General features: G+C 49.2%; 15 protein-coding genes. 4 read left to right on the top strand and 11 right to left on the bottom strand.

Annotation, left to right across the window (positions count from 1 at the left end; genetic code table 11):
- Position 1: 1 nt before the first annotated feature.
- A complete protein-coding gene (locus EKM94_RS10065) occupies positions 2-1,717 on the bottom strand; it encodes an ABC transporter ATP-binding protein (RefSeq protein WP_125601322.1) in 1,716 nt (571 codons plus the stop codon).
- A gap of 418 nt (positions 1,718-2,135) precedes the next feature.
- On the opposite strand from EKM94_RS10065, the gene EKM94_RS10060 reads away from it, so the two are divergent.
- The gene (locus EKM94_RS10060; RefSeq protein WP_125601319.1) at positions 2,136-3,446 is read left to right on the top strand and encodes a dihydrolipoyl dehydrogenase family protein; all 1,311 of its coding nucleotides are present in this window, start codon (positions 2,136-2,138) and stop codon (positions 3,444-3,446) included.
- Here EKM94_RS10060 and EKM94_RS10055 read toward each other — a convergent pair.
- From EKM94_RS10055 to EKM94_RS10025, 7 genes are all read right to left on the bottom strand, one after another.
- Positions 3,429-3,833 carry a hypothetical protein gene (locus EKM94_RS10055; RefSeq protein ID WP_125601316.1) on the bottom strand — a complete coding sequence of 135 codons (405 nt, stop codon included), beginning with the start codon at positions 3,831-3,833 and terminating at the stop codon, positions 3,429-3,431. The two genes, EKM94_RS10060 and EKM94_RS10055, sit on opposite strands and share 18 nt — an antisense overlap.
- Positions 3,834-4,049: 216 nt before the next feature.
- Positions 4,050-5,792 carry an ABC transporter permease/substrate binding protein gene (locus tag EKM94_RS10050; protein ID WP_125601314.1) on the bottom strand — a complete coding sequence of 581 codons (1,743 nt, stop codon included), beginning with the start codon at positions 5,790-5,792 and terminating at the stop codon, positions 4,050-4,052.
- 3 nt (positions 5,793-5,795) lie between these two features.
- On the bottom strand, positions 5,796-7,019 hold the full coding sequence (locus EKM94_RS10045; RefSeq protein ID WP_125601383.1) for a quaternary amine ABC transporter ATP-binding protein: 1,224 nt from the start codon (positions 7,017-7,019) through the stop codon (positions 5,796-5,798).
- 369 nt (positions 7,020-7,388) lie between these two features.
- Positions 7,389-7,850 carry an 8-oxo-dGTP diphosphatase gene (locus EKM94_RS10040; RefSeq protein ID WP_125601311.1) on the bottom strand — a complete coding sequence of 154 codons (462 nt, stop codon included), beginning with the start codon at positions 7,848-7,850 and terminating at the stop codon, positions 7,389-7,391.
- Between the two features lie 53 nt (positions 7,851-7,903).
- On the bottom strand, positions 7,904-8,560 hold the full coding sequence (locus EKM94_RS10035) for a GntR family transcriptional regulator (RefSeq protein ID WP_125601308.1): 657 nt from the start codon (positions 8,558-8,560) through the stop codon (positions 7,904-7,906).
- A 17-nt stretch (positions 8,561-8,577) separates the two neighbouring features.
- A complete protein-coding gene (locus EKM94_RS10030) occupies positions 8,578-8,868 on the bottom strand; it encodes a hypothetical protein (protein WP_125601305.1) in 291 nt (96 codons plus the stop codon).
- A 199-nt stretch (positions 8,869-9,067) separates the two neighbouring features.
- Complete coding sequence (locus EKM94_RS10025) at positions 9,068-9,325, bottom strand: hypothetical protein (RefSeq protein ID WP_125601302.1); 258 nt, start codon at positions 9,323-9,325, stop codon at positions 9,068-9,070.
- A gap of 213 nt (positions 9,326-9,538) precedes the next feature.
- Between EKM94_RS10025 and EKM94_RS10020 the strand changes: the two genes are divergently transcribed.
- The gene (locus EKM94_RS10020) at positions 9,539-9,781 is read left to right on the top strand and encodes a hypothetical protein (protein ID WP_125601299.1); all 243 of its coding nucleotides are present in this window, start codon (positions 9,539-9,541) and stop codon (positions 9,779-9,781) included.
- Here the strand turns inward: EKM94_RS10020 and EKM94_RS10015 are convergent.
- The gene (locus EKM94_RS10015; RefSeq protein ID WP_125601296.1) at positions 9,762-10,304 is read right to left on the bottom strand and encodes a GNAT family N-acetyltransferase; all 543 of its coding nucleotides are present in this window, start codon (positions 10,302-10,304) and stop codon (positions 9,762-9,764) included. The genes EKM94_RS10020 and EKM94_RS10015 overlap by 20 nt on opposite strands.
- A 209-nt stretch (positions 10,305-10,513) precedes the next feature.
- Between EKM94_RS10015 and EKM94_RS10010 the strand changes: the two genes are divergently transcribed.
- Positions 10,514-11,146 (top strand): NAD(P)-dependent oxidoreductase, encoded by a 633-nt coding sequence (locus EKM94_RS10010; RefSeq protein WP_125601294.1) that lies wholly within the window; start codon positions 10,514-10,516, stop codon positions 11,144-11,146.
- 219 nt (positions 11,147-11,365) lie between these two features.
- On the opposite strand, the gene EKM94_RS10005 is transcribed toward EKM94_RS10010, so the two are convergent.
- Positions 11,366-12,340: a ribose-phosphate diphosphokinase gene (locus EKM94_RS10005; protein ID WP_125601291.1), complete on the bottom strand. Its 975-nt coding sequence runs from the start codon at positions 12,338-12,340 to the stop codon at positions 11,366-11,368.
- Between the two features lie 286 nt (positions 12,341-12,626).
- On the opposite strand from EKM94_RS10005, the gene lepB reads away from it, so the two are divergent.
- Entirely contained in the window at positions 12,627-13,205 is a 579-nt protein-coding gene (gene lepB / locus EKM94_RS10000; RefSeq protein WP_125601288.1) for a signal peptidase I, read from the top strand.
- 161 nt (positions 13,206-13,366) lie between these two features.
- On the opposite strand, the gene efp is transcribed toward lepB, so the two are convergent.
- Positions 13,367-13,930: an elongation factor P gene (gene efp / locus EKM94_RS09995; RefSeq protein ID WP_125601285.1), complete on the bottom strand. Its 564-nt coding sequence runs from the start codon at positions 13,928-13,930 to the stop codon at positions 13,367-13,369.
- Between the last annotated feature and the right edge of the window lie 271 nt (positions 13,931-14,201).

Genomic DNA, 14,201 nt, shown 5'->3' with positions numbered 1-14,201 from the left:
CTTACGCCTCCTCTAACGCCTTTTGCGTCCGATAGATTTCCTGATAAGTTGGGTTATTGCGAACTAATTCGTGATGGGTCCCCATGCCGACCAATTGACCATGATCCAATACGAGGATCCGGTCAGCCTTGATGATCGAGGCGATTTTTTCAGCAATGATCACGGTGGTGGTGTGGCTTAATTCCTTCGCCAATGCCTCTTGGACCAGCTTCTCTGAACGAGCGTCCAAAGCGCTGGTCGAATCATCCATGATCAGAATATCAGGCTGACTGATCACACCGCGGGTGATCGATAACCGCTGCTTCTGTCCACCAGAGAAGTTCGCCGAACGTTCTTCGACTGGCGCGTCATAGCGTTGGTCCAACCGTTCAATAAATTCGGAAGATTGGGCGATATTCGCTGCCCAGCTCATATCTGCCGTCGTCGCTTCCGGTTTCCCTTGACGCAAATTCTGAGCGATCGTTCCGGAGAACAAAGTTGACCGCTGTAACACGAAGGAAACCGCTTGCCGCAATGAATGTTCATTGACCGTGCGCACATCCTTACCGCCGACCTCGATCGAACCCTTTTCCGGATCGAATAACCGTGGAATCAATTGCGCCAACGTTGATTTACCCGAACCAGTCGCGCCGACGATCCCAATCATTTCACCCGGTTTCACGGAAAAACTAATATCTTGCAAAGTCGGTTTCTCATCACCTGGATAAGTGAAAGTCACATCATTGAATTCAATCGCGCCTGATAAGTTTTCATCAGGCACTTCTGGGAATGTGAGACTTGGCTGGGTGTCATAGATTTCTTGCAACCGATTCAAGGAAACAAGCGCCTGGGAGACCCCAGTCATCATGAACCCAGCATTAACGATTGCGAAAAGGATCTGCATCAAATAACTGACAAACGCGGTCACAGCCGTTAACGCGCCAGGATCAGAGGTAACCATTTGCCCAACCAACATGATCGAGCCGGCCACCGCCAAATTACCCACCATGAAGAAAGCGGGCATAAGAATAGAAAACAGATTACCGATATGGATCGTGGTGTCGGTCATCTCATCTGAAGATTCTGAGAATTTAGCAATTTGACTCTTCTCTTGAACGAAGGACTTGACCACGCGGATCCCCATTAGGTTTTCCCGCGCCAACATATTGTTCCGGTCAAGGATCGTCTGCATTTTCATGAAATACTTGCCCATGCGCGCAAAGGCGAAGACGCTGACCAAGCCGATCAGTACCATCATTAAAACAATGACCCACCACAGCTTGGGTAACGTTATGATCGCCAAGATCAGCGAACCAATGAAGAGAATCGGAATCCGCGTGATCTGTTGTAACACGGACATCACCACGTACTGCACGTGGTTAACATCATTGGTCAAGCGCACGACCAAATTCGCCGCCGAGAATTTCTCGATATCTTCAAACGAGAATTTCTGGATCTGGCGATAGCCATCTTCACGCATATCCGCGGCAACACCTTGAGCCGCCCGCGCCGAGAAGATCGTGTTAAAAACACTGGCAATGATGCCCAAGATCGTCAAACCAATCAATTGGATTCCCAACTGATTGATCGTCTGGTTATCTTTCTTCAAGATTGCCGCCAGCATATCTTGCAAAAGATGCGGTTGCCACAAAGTGACGAACGCGATCACCGCCACCGCCAGTGTTGCCCATAACGCATCACTACGGTAACGTTTCAAATATCGCATAAATGTTTTCATTCATTTACCCCCAATCGTTTTTGACAATAGAATATGATTTTACCCTAAAGAAAAAATAATCGCAATAGGTCTGTGGACTTACCTTTGTAAGTTTTTTGTGATCGTGATTATGCAGAGTTATTGGTAATTCACTTCTAGCGCAAGCGCACTCGCTGAAATCCGTTGAATCCCAAAAACAGCCGGCTAAAAAACAGTTTTATATAGTAGAAACTAGATCCAGTAACCCATTTGACGGACCAAATGACTAGCCGTGAAATTGTTCTCCCCGCAGATCACAGGTGGCAGCGCTCACTTACCGCGACGCTCCGCGGTTCGATTATTTCGGTTCGTTGCGCCATGGTGCTATCATTAACACGTAAGTTTCATTGATATTGGGATTATTGGGGATCACGCCCTGTTTTTTGCTGAAAGGAAGATTCTGATGGCGGATTATCAAACAATTATTATTGGTGCCGGCCCTGCCGGTAACGCTTTGGCTTATCGCCTGGCCAGCACCCAGAAAGTCTTGGTCGTTGAAAACGATCTCTTTGGCGGCACCTGCCCCAATCAAGGTTGTGACGCGAAAAAGATGTTGTATAGCGGAATCGAAGTGCGCCAACAAGCGCAACGGCTCCAAGGCCATGGCCTAGCCTCCGCGCCGAAGATCAACTGGCCTGACTTAATGGCGTTCAAGCGCAGTTACACCGAACAAGTCCCAACAGCCACTGAAGCCGAGTTGAGAAACGTTGGCGTCACCACGGTTCATGGGACCGCCAAGTTTGTCGCCGCCGATCTTCTGGAAGTTGATCAGCATCAATACCATGGCGACCATATCGTGATTGCCACTGGTCAGCGGCCCCATCAACTCCAGATCCCCGGCGCGGAATTGCTCAAAACAAGTCGCGACTTCCTCGACCTGGACCAATTGCCAGCTCGGATCGTTTTCATTGGTGGTGGTTACATCAGTTTCGAATTGGCCAATATCGCCGCCACAGCAGGCGCACAGGTCACGCTGATCCACCACAATCAGCGCCCGCTGAAACAATTCCCACAAATGCTGGTCGCTAGTCTGATCCAACAAATGACCGCCGCAGGTATCCAGGTCCAGTTAGGCGCCGAACCCCAAGCCGTCAAAAAAACCGCCACCGGCTTGCAACTGCAAACCAGCGCCGGTGACTTCGATGCCGACCTGATCATCAACGCTACTGGTCGCCAACCCAATATCGATGCCTTGGGACTGGACCAAGTCGGAATCAACGCCGATGTTCACGGCATCAACGTCAATGACCATTTGCAAACCAATCTTCCTGAAGTTTATGCCATCGGTGATGTGGTCAAACGAACTTTGCCGAAATTGACACCTGTCGCTAGTTTCGAAGGTGACTATTTGGCTGACCAACTCCTAGGCTTGCGGGATGACGCCATTGATTATCCGCTGATCCCGACCATTGTTTTTGGCACGGAAAAGCTGGCCCAGATCGGCGTTTCAGTAAACGAGGCGCAAAAAGACACCCGCCATTTCCAAGTGACAGAGATGGATGTGGGCAGTTGGTACACCTATAATCGAATCCAAGATAAAAACGCCAAGGTATTGTTGGTCAAAGATATGGTGGGGCAAGTGGTCGGCGTCAGTGTGCTGTCTGCATTGGCTGACGAACTGATCAATCATTTCGCGGATCGGCTGGCACAAGGTCACGCGCCACTGTATCTGTATCCAACCACTGCTAGTGATCTAGCCTACTTGAATTAACCCGATATTGTTTGTTCTTAGACAGATTGGGCACAGCTTGCACCGCGAAAGCAGGTTGGCCGCAGCTTGCGCTGCGAAATTCGGGGTGAGCTCGCTGTGGGCGCTGTTTTGAGCCAATCCGCAAAGTGCGCGGCTTGTCTCAAAATCAGGCCTTGTCCTAAGCGGCACAGCCGCCAAGGACAATTTCACGGCGATCTCACCCCGAATTCCTCCGCTCCAGCCGCTCAACGTTTTAATAGTCGCTTGAGCACTCACGCCAACTGGCAGGCTATGGTCAATTGATGAGGAACCACGCAGTTGACAACCGTGGTTAGCGGTCACCAGCTTTAAATTGGTGACACCAGCACTGTCTGTCTGATGAACTAAGGCAAGCTCTTGTTGAATCAACTGAATCGGTTGATTTCCACCGTGGATTGTTAAGAAAACGAATAGAGATGTTCAGCCTACGCAAAGTGTCCCGACCTTCTAATCCGAATCCGTTGGTGTTGCTGTACCACCTCAAAAGTGGGTAATTGTTTGACCTCTAGCTTGCAAAACCACTTTGGCAGCAACGAAATAATCCCCTTACCCAAAATCGGGTAGGGGGATTATTTAGCGAAAAAGCTACTTGGCTTGCCAAGCCTTGACTTGTTTGGGATGTGCCTTGACCCATTCTCGCGCGGCTTTTTCTGGGCTCATGCCCCGATTGATTGCTAGCATCACGCTTTGCATATCTTTGACGGACCAGTGGAAGTTATCTAGGACCCGATAAACTTCAGGTTGATCTTGTTTTAAGTCCTTACGCACGATCGTGTTGATGGTTTCGCCTTGACCCATTACCTTTTGCGGGTCGGCCAGATACTTCAGGTCGTACTTTGCGAATAACCAATGCGGGGACCAGCCGGTGATCACAATGGGCTGTTTGGCTTTGATCGCCTTTTGCAGCGCGACGGTCATCGCGCCGGTGGAAGAGGTAGCCACAGACCAATTGGCCAGATTGGGATATTTTTTCAAGGCGCGATCGGTGGCGGTGACGACACCTGCGCCAGGTTCGATACCCGTGATCGTCTGACCCGCCTGATCAGTCAGCTCACTGATGCTGTTGACTTTCATGTAGCTGGGAACGACTAGCCCGATTTTAGCGCCGGTCAAATTGGCGCCTAGATTGTCCACTTGCGTTCGATATTTCTGATATTGAGCGCCGTGAGTGTTGGGTAGCCAGGCGGAAACCATCCCGTCAGACTCGCCTTTCGCTACGGATTGCCACATGATCGCGTTGTCCAATGGGGTCAACTCGACTTGATAGCCCATTTGACGCAAAACTTCTCCGATCACATTGGTGGAAGCAACCTCTGTATCCCATTGGACATAACTTAACTTCACGTTGCCGCGACTACTGCTAGCGTCGGATCGCTGAGTCGTGATTGCGGAACCCACCGCGATCACTAACATGGCAGTGACTAAACTCAAGTTGAAACGACGACGTTTTTTCTTCGTTTGCCGGTCTTCACTACGCTTACGTGGTCGGTTAAGACTTTGAGTGAAGCGGTCCACGATGATCGCCAGGATCACCAAAGCAACGCCATAAACGAAGCCGTTACCGACTTGCGCACGCTGCAACGCTGATAAAACACCACGACCTAATCCAGGCGCGCCGATCATTGACGCGATCACGACCATGGATAAGGCCAACATGGTGGTTTGGTTGATACCAGCCATGATCGTACTTTTAGCCAATGGCAGTTCCACTTTGAAAAGCTTCTGCCAGCCAGTACTGCCGAATGAATCAGCCGCTTCGACTAATTCACCGTCAACTTGACGAATACCCAGATTGGTCATACGTACCGTTGGCGGTAAGGCGAAAATCACTGAAGCGACCACACCGGGTACGACCCCGATACCGAAGAAGGCCACCGCCGGGATCAGATAAACGAACCCTGGCATGGTTTGCATGAAATCTAATAAGGGTTTCTGAATCGTTTGCATGGTCTCACTTTTGGCCATCCAGATACCCAACGGTACACCGATCAGGATCGAGACCAAGCTGGAAAACAGGACTAGTGTGACCGTATTCATCAGATTCGACCACAAGCCTTGATTCCAAATAAACAGTGTTCCCACTAAGGTAAATGTCGGTAAGCTCCAGCGACGCCCACTAACAAAAAAAGCCGCGATGGTCAATAATCCAATAAAAACTGGGATTGGTATCGCCAACAAACCTTGCGTCAAAGCGTTCATCATCCCTTGACCGCCCGTTTGGATCTGATCAAAGAAACCACTGCCGGCTTTGGTCAACCAATCGGTGAAACTTTCGACCCAATTGGCGACTGGTAATTTTGAGATTGCTGTAATTGTGAGTTGATCCATTAGCTAGACTCCCTTCTCTGGCGTTGCCGTCGTATTGTCGTGCGCGCCTGTTTTGACGGTTACTGATCCGCTGGTGATTGCTACTGGATCTGCAGTTGCCTCGGCTATGGACTCGGTATCTGCCAAGGCCTCCAGCACACTACCCCGGATCACCACTCCGAGCAATTTATTTTGTTCATCAACCACAGCTACTGGTGTATCCGCGGCATAGATGACATTAAAGATCTCGTTAGCGATGGTATCCGGACCGATCTTAGGGATATCCTGACGCAAATAATCAATTAATGGCTGCCCACTTTTTAAAGCGGACAATGCCCCATCCGCGGTGATCACGCCTTGCAAACGACGTTGTTTATCAATCGCGATCAACATTGAAGTTTCTTCATGCCGCATACGCCGCAATGCCATTTTTGGTCCGTCGATTGCTAAATTGATCGTCACCGCCGGAATCATGATATTCCGTGCCGTCAACACCTTGGTGTAGTCCACATCCTGCGTAAAAGTTCGCACATAATCGTTGGCTGGATGCGTCAGAATCTCCTCACCCGTGCCGATCTGTTGAATCTGGCCGTCACGCATGACCGCGATTCGATCCCCAATCCGTAAGGCTTCGTTTAAGTCATGGGTGATAAAAATAATTGTTTTCTGTAAATTGGCTTGTAGATCGATCAATTCATCTTGCATTTCTCGGCGAATCAAGGGATCCAATGCGGAAAAGGCCTCATCCATCAAAAGAATATCAGGATCATTGGCTAGAGCCCGCGCCAACCCGACCCGTTGCTGCATCCCACCCGATAACTGCTCAGGATACTGATCCGCAAACGGCGTTAACGACATCTCCGCCAGGGCCTTTTGGGCGGCTTGAGCCCGTTCGGCGGCTGCGACCCCACGGATTTCCAAACCAAATTCGACATTTTGCTGAACGGTCCGATTGGGTAGTAAACCAAAGTTCTGGAAGACCATATCCATTTTGTGGCGACGGACTGCGCGTAACTGTTGCTTGTCCATTGCGTTGATATCGACGCCTTCTAAGTAGATATGACCGCTGGTAGGTTCAATCAAGCGATTCAGTAGACGGATCAAAGTTGATTTGCCCGAACCCGAAAGTCCCATGATCACAAAGATCTCCCCAGCTTCTACAGAAAAATCAGCTTGATAAACCCCGACGGTTGAACCCGTTTTCTTTAAAATTTCTGTTTTGGAACGGCCGGCAGCCATCATTTTCATAGCTGCTTTCGTTTTCTTACCAAAGACTTTACTTAAATTTTCTACGGTAACAATTGGCACCAAATTCCCCCTTTTTTCTAGTCATCAAAAAAGTGACCATACTATCGTATCATAGTGTGGTCACTTTTGTAAAAGATTGTTGTTTCAAGGTTTGTTCCATATAAAAACATAAAAGCGCCCCCATTACTGGTCTCATCAGCCATGGGCACGCGGGGAAAAAATTTGAAAATCATTTATATTTTCAGAAAAATCGTCGCTAGTTTTCAAGAGCCGATTTGATCGGCCCTGACAAATTTCAGGTCTTTTCATCCACCTGAAAACAAATTGCCTTGGGTGAAAATAGGCTGACTTCTCCTGAAAATTCTCAGCCTACCGAAACAAAGCCGCACTGGCGTCATCCATGTAAACAACTTCCGACAATTCCGGTCGCTCAAAGACATGGAGGAAATCGGCCAGCGATCCTGCCAACGGCCGCCGCTTCAACTCGGCTTGATCCAACCAGGTCACCGCCCCTTCGCGACTAGATTTCAAAGTCCCACTAAACTGATCCGTGCGATAGAAGTAAATCACCCGACGAAAAGGCGCGCCAGCCGCGGTGTGATCCGGATATTGACACAACCCCACTAACTTCAAATCGCGCACAACCAAGCCAGTCTCCTCGCGCATCTCACGAACCGCCGCATCATAGAAAGGTTCGTGAGCTTCCACATGACCCCCAGGAAACGTCAATCCGGGCCAATCTTTTTTTACCCGGTTCTCAACTAACACTTGGTCGCCCTTGGTGATCATCACTAAGTTCAAAAACAGGGCTGGTTCTGGTTCGTGTTTCATTAGAATCACTCATTTCGTTTGATATTTTGTTCAAGGCGCACCACGATATTCGGCTAATCAACGCTATCCCCGGATTCCCAGCGTTGCGGCGGATAGAAAAAGTGCGTCATTCGTTGAAACACCAAGTCATTCCCCACGAAAAACAAACAATCATCAACGCTCAGTTTAGCGTAGGGGCCTGGCGAAACTTGTAACGTCGTGCCATGGCGCAAAGCAACGATGGTGGCGCCAGTGTTTTGCCAGATCTTCAAGGTCCCAATTGTTTCGTCCAAATGCTGGGCCTCCGCCGTTAAAACCAACTCAAAAGGCGCTAGCGGATTGGCCTGCTGAACGCGATTGGTTTGGGCCACCAATTGATCCAACAGCTGGGAGAACTGAGTCAGTTCTTCCTTCTGCCGCGTAACACTGGCCAGAACTTCCCCTTTCAGATCACGTAAAGACGCGACTTCCTGGTACTGTGTCACAAATTCGCCGGCGCGCTCGATCGAAGCCACGAAGAAGCCACTGCCATGTTTGGCCTCAACGATGCCCAGATCGGCTAAGATACTAATGGCTTTACGCGCGGTCTCTGGGGAAACGCCATAGGTCGCGGCGACCGCGGACCGGGCGTGTAACTTGGCGCCTACAGGGTATTGGTGCTCCCAGATCTGTTGAGCCAGGTCAGCGGCGATTTGCTGATAGCGTGAGCTGAATTGTTTCTTGGTTGTCACATTGCTCTCTCCTTGTCTTAGATTCTTGCGTTCATTGTTGCTAAAATCGGCGGTTTAGCCAACCGCCACCTGGCCGCTCTACTAGAATAAAGTAGGTTGGCCGCGGCTTGCGCTGCGAAATTCGGGGTGAGCTCGCTGTGGGCACTGTTTTGAGCCAATCCGCAAAGTGCGCGGCTTGTCTCAAAATCAGGCCTTGTCCTAAGCGGCAGAGCCGCCAAAGACAATTTCACGGCGATCTCACCCCGAATTTCTCCGCTCCAGCCGCTCAACGTTATAACAGCCGTTTGAGCACTCCCACCAATTGGCAAGCTATCGCCAATTGGTGGGGGGAACCACGCAATTAACGACCATGGTTAGGGGTTACAAGTTTTAAATTGGTGACACCATCACAGTCTGCTTGATAAACTCAAGCCAGTTCTTGATGAATCAGTTGAGTCCGGTCGGTTTCACCGAGGATTGTCTAGGAAGCAGGAAAAAGGTCCAACCGATATAATCTGTTCCAACCAATTAATCCAAATCCGTTGGCATTGCCGTACCACCCCAAAAGAGGGCGATTGTTTGACCGCTAGCTCGCAAAAGCACTTCGTCTAATCCTTCGCTTCGATTGCAGATAGGCTCAATTCTGCCTAGCAACCGGCTGGGACTGCGCGGCTCAGTGGTGAAATTGTCCTTGGCGGCTTTGCCGCTTAGGACAAGGCTCGATTTGAAGACAAGCCGCTGATTTTGCGGATTGGCTTCAAACGATGCCCACCGCGTTCCAGCCACGATAAACGTCCTGAGGCGGTTGCGCCACCACCAAACCCAGCACACCCACAATCAAGCACAGACTGCTGGAATCCGTTGGCATTGCCGTACCACCCAAAAAGGTGGGCAATTGTTTGACCGCTAGCTCGCAAAACCACTTCGTCTAATCCTTCGCTTCGATTGCAGATAGGCTCAATTCTGTTCAGCAACCGGCTGGGACTGCGCGGCTCAGTGGTGAAATTGTCCTTGGCGGCTTTGCCGCTTAGGACAAGGCTCGATTTGAAGACAAGCCGCGCACTTTGCGGATTGGCTCCAAACGACGCCCACCACGTTCCAGTCCGCAACAGCAGTCCCAGCCGGTTGCGCTCACGCGCAACACCCTACCACACCTGCAATCAAGCACAGGTTCAGAATAGAAAAAATCAATTCAAACCGATGCCCAACACGTCCAATCCGCTCACAGCAACCCAGCAGTAAGATCCAAGTAATAATAGACATCGCCTTTACCCGCCTGAGTCGTAAAGCGGTAGTCATGATCATTAAAGCCGCCAATCGTGAACCCTAAGGCAAGGTAAAACCGGTTGGCGTTTAAATTGTCATCTTGGGCGATGGTTGTCAGTCCCCGGACGCCCCGCTCTTGACCAAGACGAGCACCGGCGCGAAGTAATTGTCGGCCGATTCCTTGTTGGCGCCATGTTGTGGCCACTTTCAGATCCGCCAAGTAAAGATCGTGGTTCCAGCGCCATTCAAAAATGGCGAGGCCGACGCACTCGTTCTGGTTGAAAGCTCCCAGGGCAAAACCCGCCTGGTCGATTGGCGCTAATTGATAGTGTTCTTCAGGAAAGGTTTGCCATGTTGTTTTTTTGGCGAGTTGCTCATGATGCTGCCAGCCGTTTTCATCGCGGGTAACCAATAATTGGCCCAGCAGGGGGAATGGTTGGTTGGGCATTTGTAACGCTGTTTCTTCTAGGGCCGTGATCCGTCTGATCTCAATGGTCATTTCCAATGCACCTCGAATTTTGACATGATTTTAGCTTAGCACAATTGCTGACTATTAGGCGCGCTTCGGTTAATTTTTTTGTTCAATGCTACCTAGATTTCTTTCAGAATAAGTGCAAACTTACTCTTGTAAATCGATAGAAATTCGCCTATCATTATAGATGGAATGTAACCGCTATCAAAAATCAAACGAATAGGAAGTCAATTATTATGAAAATAGGAATTATTGGTGCAACCGGTCACGTCGGCCGCTTCATCACCAATGAAGCATTGCGACGAAAGCACGAAGTTGTTGGGATTGTGCGTAATGTCCCTGAAGAAACGACCCCGGGCCTCACTTATCTACAAAAAGATCTCTTCAATCTGACCAGCGCGGACATTGCGGATTTCGACGTACTCGTCGACTCCTACAACGCCCCTGAAAACGAAGAAAATCTGCACGTGGCCACCATGAAACACTTGGTTGGGATCTTACAGGATGCGGACACACGGCTTTTGGTCGTTGGTGGCGCTGGTAGCTTGTATGTGGATAATAAACTGCAAACCAAATTATACGAGACGGATGACTTCCCTGCAGATTTCAAAGCCACAGCCGCTAATATGAGCGCCGCCCTGGATTACCTTCGGAACGCTAAGAATGTGCGTTGGACTTATCTCAGCCCGTCTAAAGACTTCTTGGTCAATGGCGCGCGGACTGGTCGCTACAAGGTTGGGCAGGAACAACTGCTGATCGGCAAATATGGTAAGAGCGAGATCAGTATGGCCGATTACGCCATCGCAATGTTGGACGAGATCGAAGAGCCCGAACATCAGCAACAACGCTTCACTGTTTGCGCGGACTGATTCTGCCCGATCAACTTTTAAACGAATCAGGCAACAGCTGAGAAGCATAGTTGCCCGTAAAAAACAGCAACCTCCAATTGAAGGTTGCTGTTTTTTTGAAACGTGCTCGCTGACCTAGCTTCTTCCACTTAACTACGCTAGGCTTCTAGATGCAAAGTTCAGCCTCCAAAAGCCTAGCTAGGTTAATGCTCAAAGCCAAACCGTTGCGCTCCGCACTCTTTACTTTTCATTGGGGACAAATAGTGAATGGATCGATTGATTGTTGTAGATTTTCTCGATGGCACGGGCAAAGAGATCCGCGACTGAGAGGCTGACCAGTTTAGGGAAGTGTTTATCTTCTGGGATGCGAATCGAATCAGTCACAACCACTTCTTTAATGATTGATTCCTGCAATTTCTCGGTCGCGCCTTTCGAGAAGATCGCGTGGGTCGCGCAGCCATAAACTTCTTTGGCGCCAGCGGCCTTCAGGGAGTTCGCTGACCAAACCATCCGATTGGCGGTATCGATCAGATCATCGGCGATGATACAAATTCGATCGTCCACGTCACCAATAATATCCAAGGGATCGACGCTAGGGTCACTGTCGCGCTTGTCAACAATGGCGATCGGGCAATTGAACGTTTCCGCTAGAGCCCGCGCCCGCTTAGTTGAATTGTGGTCCGGCGCGACTACGACTAGGTCATCAGGTCCGCCTAAGCGCTTGCTGATAAAATAATCCGCGATCAGGGGCAGGCCTTGCAAATGGTCAACCGGAATATCAAAGAACCCTTGAATCTGATCCGCGTGCAGATCCAAAGCGACCACGCGATCGGCGCCACCGATTTCAATCAAATTCGAGACCAATTTCGCTGTGATCGGTTCCCGCGACCGGGTTTTACGATCCGCACGTGAATAAGCAAAGTAAGGCAGAACCACATTGATCGTGTGGGCGCTGGCCCGACGCAAGGCATCCAACATGATCATTAATTCCATGAAATTCTCATTGACGGGATCATTAACGGACTGGATCACGAAAATATCATCACCACGAACAGTTTCATTAATATTGATTTGGATCTCGCCATCCGCGAAATGCTTAACCGAAGTACTCAATAATGGGGTACCGACTGATTCGGCCACCGCCTCCGCTAAGTCAAAGTTGCCGTTTAAGGCGATCAATCTCATGGCATGACGATTATTTGCTCTAGCTACCATTTGTTCCTCCAATTTAACTTTTTAAATTCCAAAATGGTTTCAACACTCCTATTATAGTTGAAACCGGCCGTAATGACTAGAAATATCCTAAATTCACTGGGATTTTTCCTAGAAAAGCGGCGGCAATGGGAGGGCCCACTCACTTAACAGGGCACGTTTATCCGTCGTTACAGATAAACCACTAAGTTTTGTCTAAATATTTGCATTTAGTCGCTTAAAATTAGACAATAGAGTGTATAGTAAGTAATAGCAATTTGGTGGAAAAACTATTTAGGGGCGGAAACTCATGGGTGAACAGGCAAAACGGCAACAACCCGAAGAAAAGCAAGAAAGCTTTTGGAAATGGTTATTAGAGGTCATTATACTGGCCGCGGTGATTTTTACTGGGGTCCAATTATTGTTCACTCATGTCTTGGCCAAGGATGTCGTTTCCGGACCCTCGATGCAACCAACTTTCTATGATGGCGACCGCTTGATCACCTCACGTCTGAGCAAAATCAAACGTGGCGATGTCGTCGTGTTAGAGGCACCAGATGAACCGGGCAGTCTCTATATCAAGCGCGTGATCGGCCTACCTGGGGATACAGTAACGGCCAAAGGTGGCCACGTTTATGTCAACGGGAAGCGACTGAGCGAGCCTTACCTGAAAGAATACGATCCCGGCAACGGCTTGCCCTTCCAAGAAGATTTCACCCTACAACAAAAGCTCGGGCGGAAAACGGTGCCAGCGAATAGCTACTTTGTGATGGGGGATAATCGGCCGATTTCCAAAGACAGTCGCCGGATCGGTTTCATCAAGAAATCGGCGATCAACGGTGTCGTTAAACTTAGGTACTGGCCACTGAGCCGGCTTAAGTTCTTCTGAGGCTAACGCTAGCTCCCACCGCCCAAATCATGACCGCTCCCAGCTGCCAACACGTAGGCAGCCACGTGGTAGCGCGGCCCCAACACCAATAAATCGCAAACAAAAACTCGTCCGACAAATTAATGTCGCACGAGTTTTTTAGTTGCCTGTAGCCCAACCAACTATTTAGCGGCCCGGCCTTTATACGTACTTGTATCTGTGTTAACGGTGATCACATCGCCTGCAGAAATGAAATCAGGCACATTGACGATCAATCCCGTCTCCAAAGTTGCAGGTTTCCCACTACCAGTCACAGAGCCACCCTTGATTGAAGGTTGGGTCTCGGTCACTTTCAAATCAACCGTACCTGGTAAGGTGATCCCAATGATTTCACTACCGTAGAATTCGATCTGAACGGTGGCATTTTCCAACAAGTAGCTCAATTCATGCTCGATTGAAGCAGTTGGAATTTCATATTGTTCATAAGTCGTCATATCCATGAAATACGCCACGGTATCTTGGGTATACAAATATTGAGCTTCTTTGTTCTCCATCATGGCCAGTTCGATCTTTTCGTTGGGGCGCATGGTCGTTTGAACAGTCCCACCGCCACGAACATCATATAATTTGACTTGCATCACCGTGTTCCCTTTACCAGGCTTGTGGTGGTTGCTTTCAATTACTTTGATCAATTTGCCATCTTTGACAAAGGTCATTCCCGCGCGTAAATCGATTGCTTCTGTCATCTTTTCGTCCTCGTCCTTTTCGCGAATTATCAGCCTGGGCTGAACCCATGTGCCCTCTAAAAGCACATAGCAAGTTTTATTATACCATAGAAGGCCACAATGAGCGATGCGCAGATTTTGTGAAGATGGCGTCAAGTTAACGTGGGTTTTAGTAATAAAGATATTTGCTAGAATTATCTGAATACTGATGGCACCAATCTGGCTGTTAGTACATACTGACTATTTTTTCTCACGTTACTGATTCAATGTGTGATTCCGTGTTGCCACTCTC

Source organism: Lapidilactobacillus achengensis, assembly GCF_003946655.1.
In the GTDB taxonomy this organism is placed as follows: domain Bacteria; phylum Bacillota; class Bacilli; order Lactobacillales; family Lactobacillaceae; genus Lapidilactobacillus; species Lapidilactobacillus achengensis.
This window is presented reverse-complemented; position numbering and strand designations above follow the sequence as displayed.

Coding starts and splice junctions, on each gene's coding strand:
- EKM94_RS10065 (WP_125601322.1), bottom strand. CDS start 1,717: ATGAAAACATTTATGCGATATTTGAAACGTTACCGTAGTGATGCGTTA.
- EKM94_RS10050 (WP_125601314.1), bottom strand. CDS start 5,792: ATGGATCAACTCACAATTACAGCAATCTCAAAATTACCAGTCGCCAAT.
- EKM94_RS10045 (WP_125601383.1), bottom strand. CDS start 7,019: ATGAAAATGATGGCTGCCGGCCGTTCCAAAACAGAAATTTTAAAGAAA.
- EKM94_RS10040 (WP_125601311.1), bottom strand. CDS start 7,850: ATGAAACACGAACCAGAACCAGCCCTGTTTTTGAACTTAGTGATGATC.
- EKM94_RS10015 (WP_125601296.1), bottom strand. CDS start 10,304: ATGACCATTGAGATCAGACGGATCACGGCCCTAGAAGAAACAGCGTTA.
- EKM94_RS10010 (WP_125601294.1), top strand. CDS start 10,514: ATGAAAATAGGAATTATTGGTGCAACCGGTCACGTCGGCCGCTTCATC.
- EKM94_RS10005 (WP_125601291.1), bottom strand. CDS start 12,340: ATGGTAGCTAGAGCAAATAATCGTCATGCCATGAGATTGATCGCCTTA.
- lepB (WP_125601288.1), top strand. CDS start 12,627: ATGGGTGAACAGGCAAAACGGCAACAACCCGAAGAAAAGCAAGAAAGC.
- efp (WP_125601285.1), bottom strand. CDS start 13,930: ATGACAGAAGCAATCGATTTACGCGCGGGAATGACCTTTGTCAAAGAT.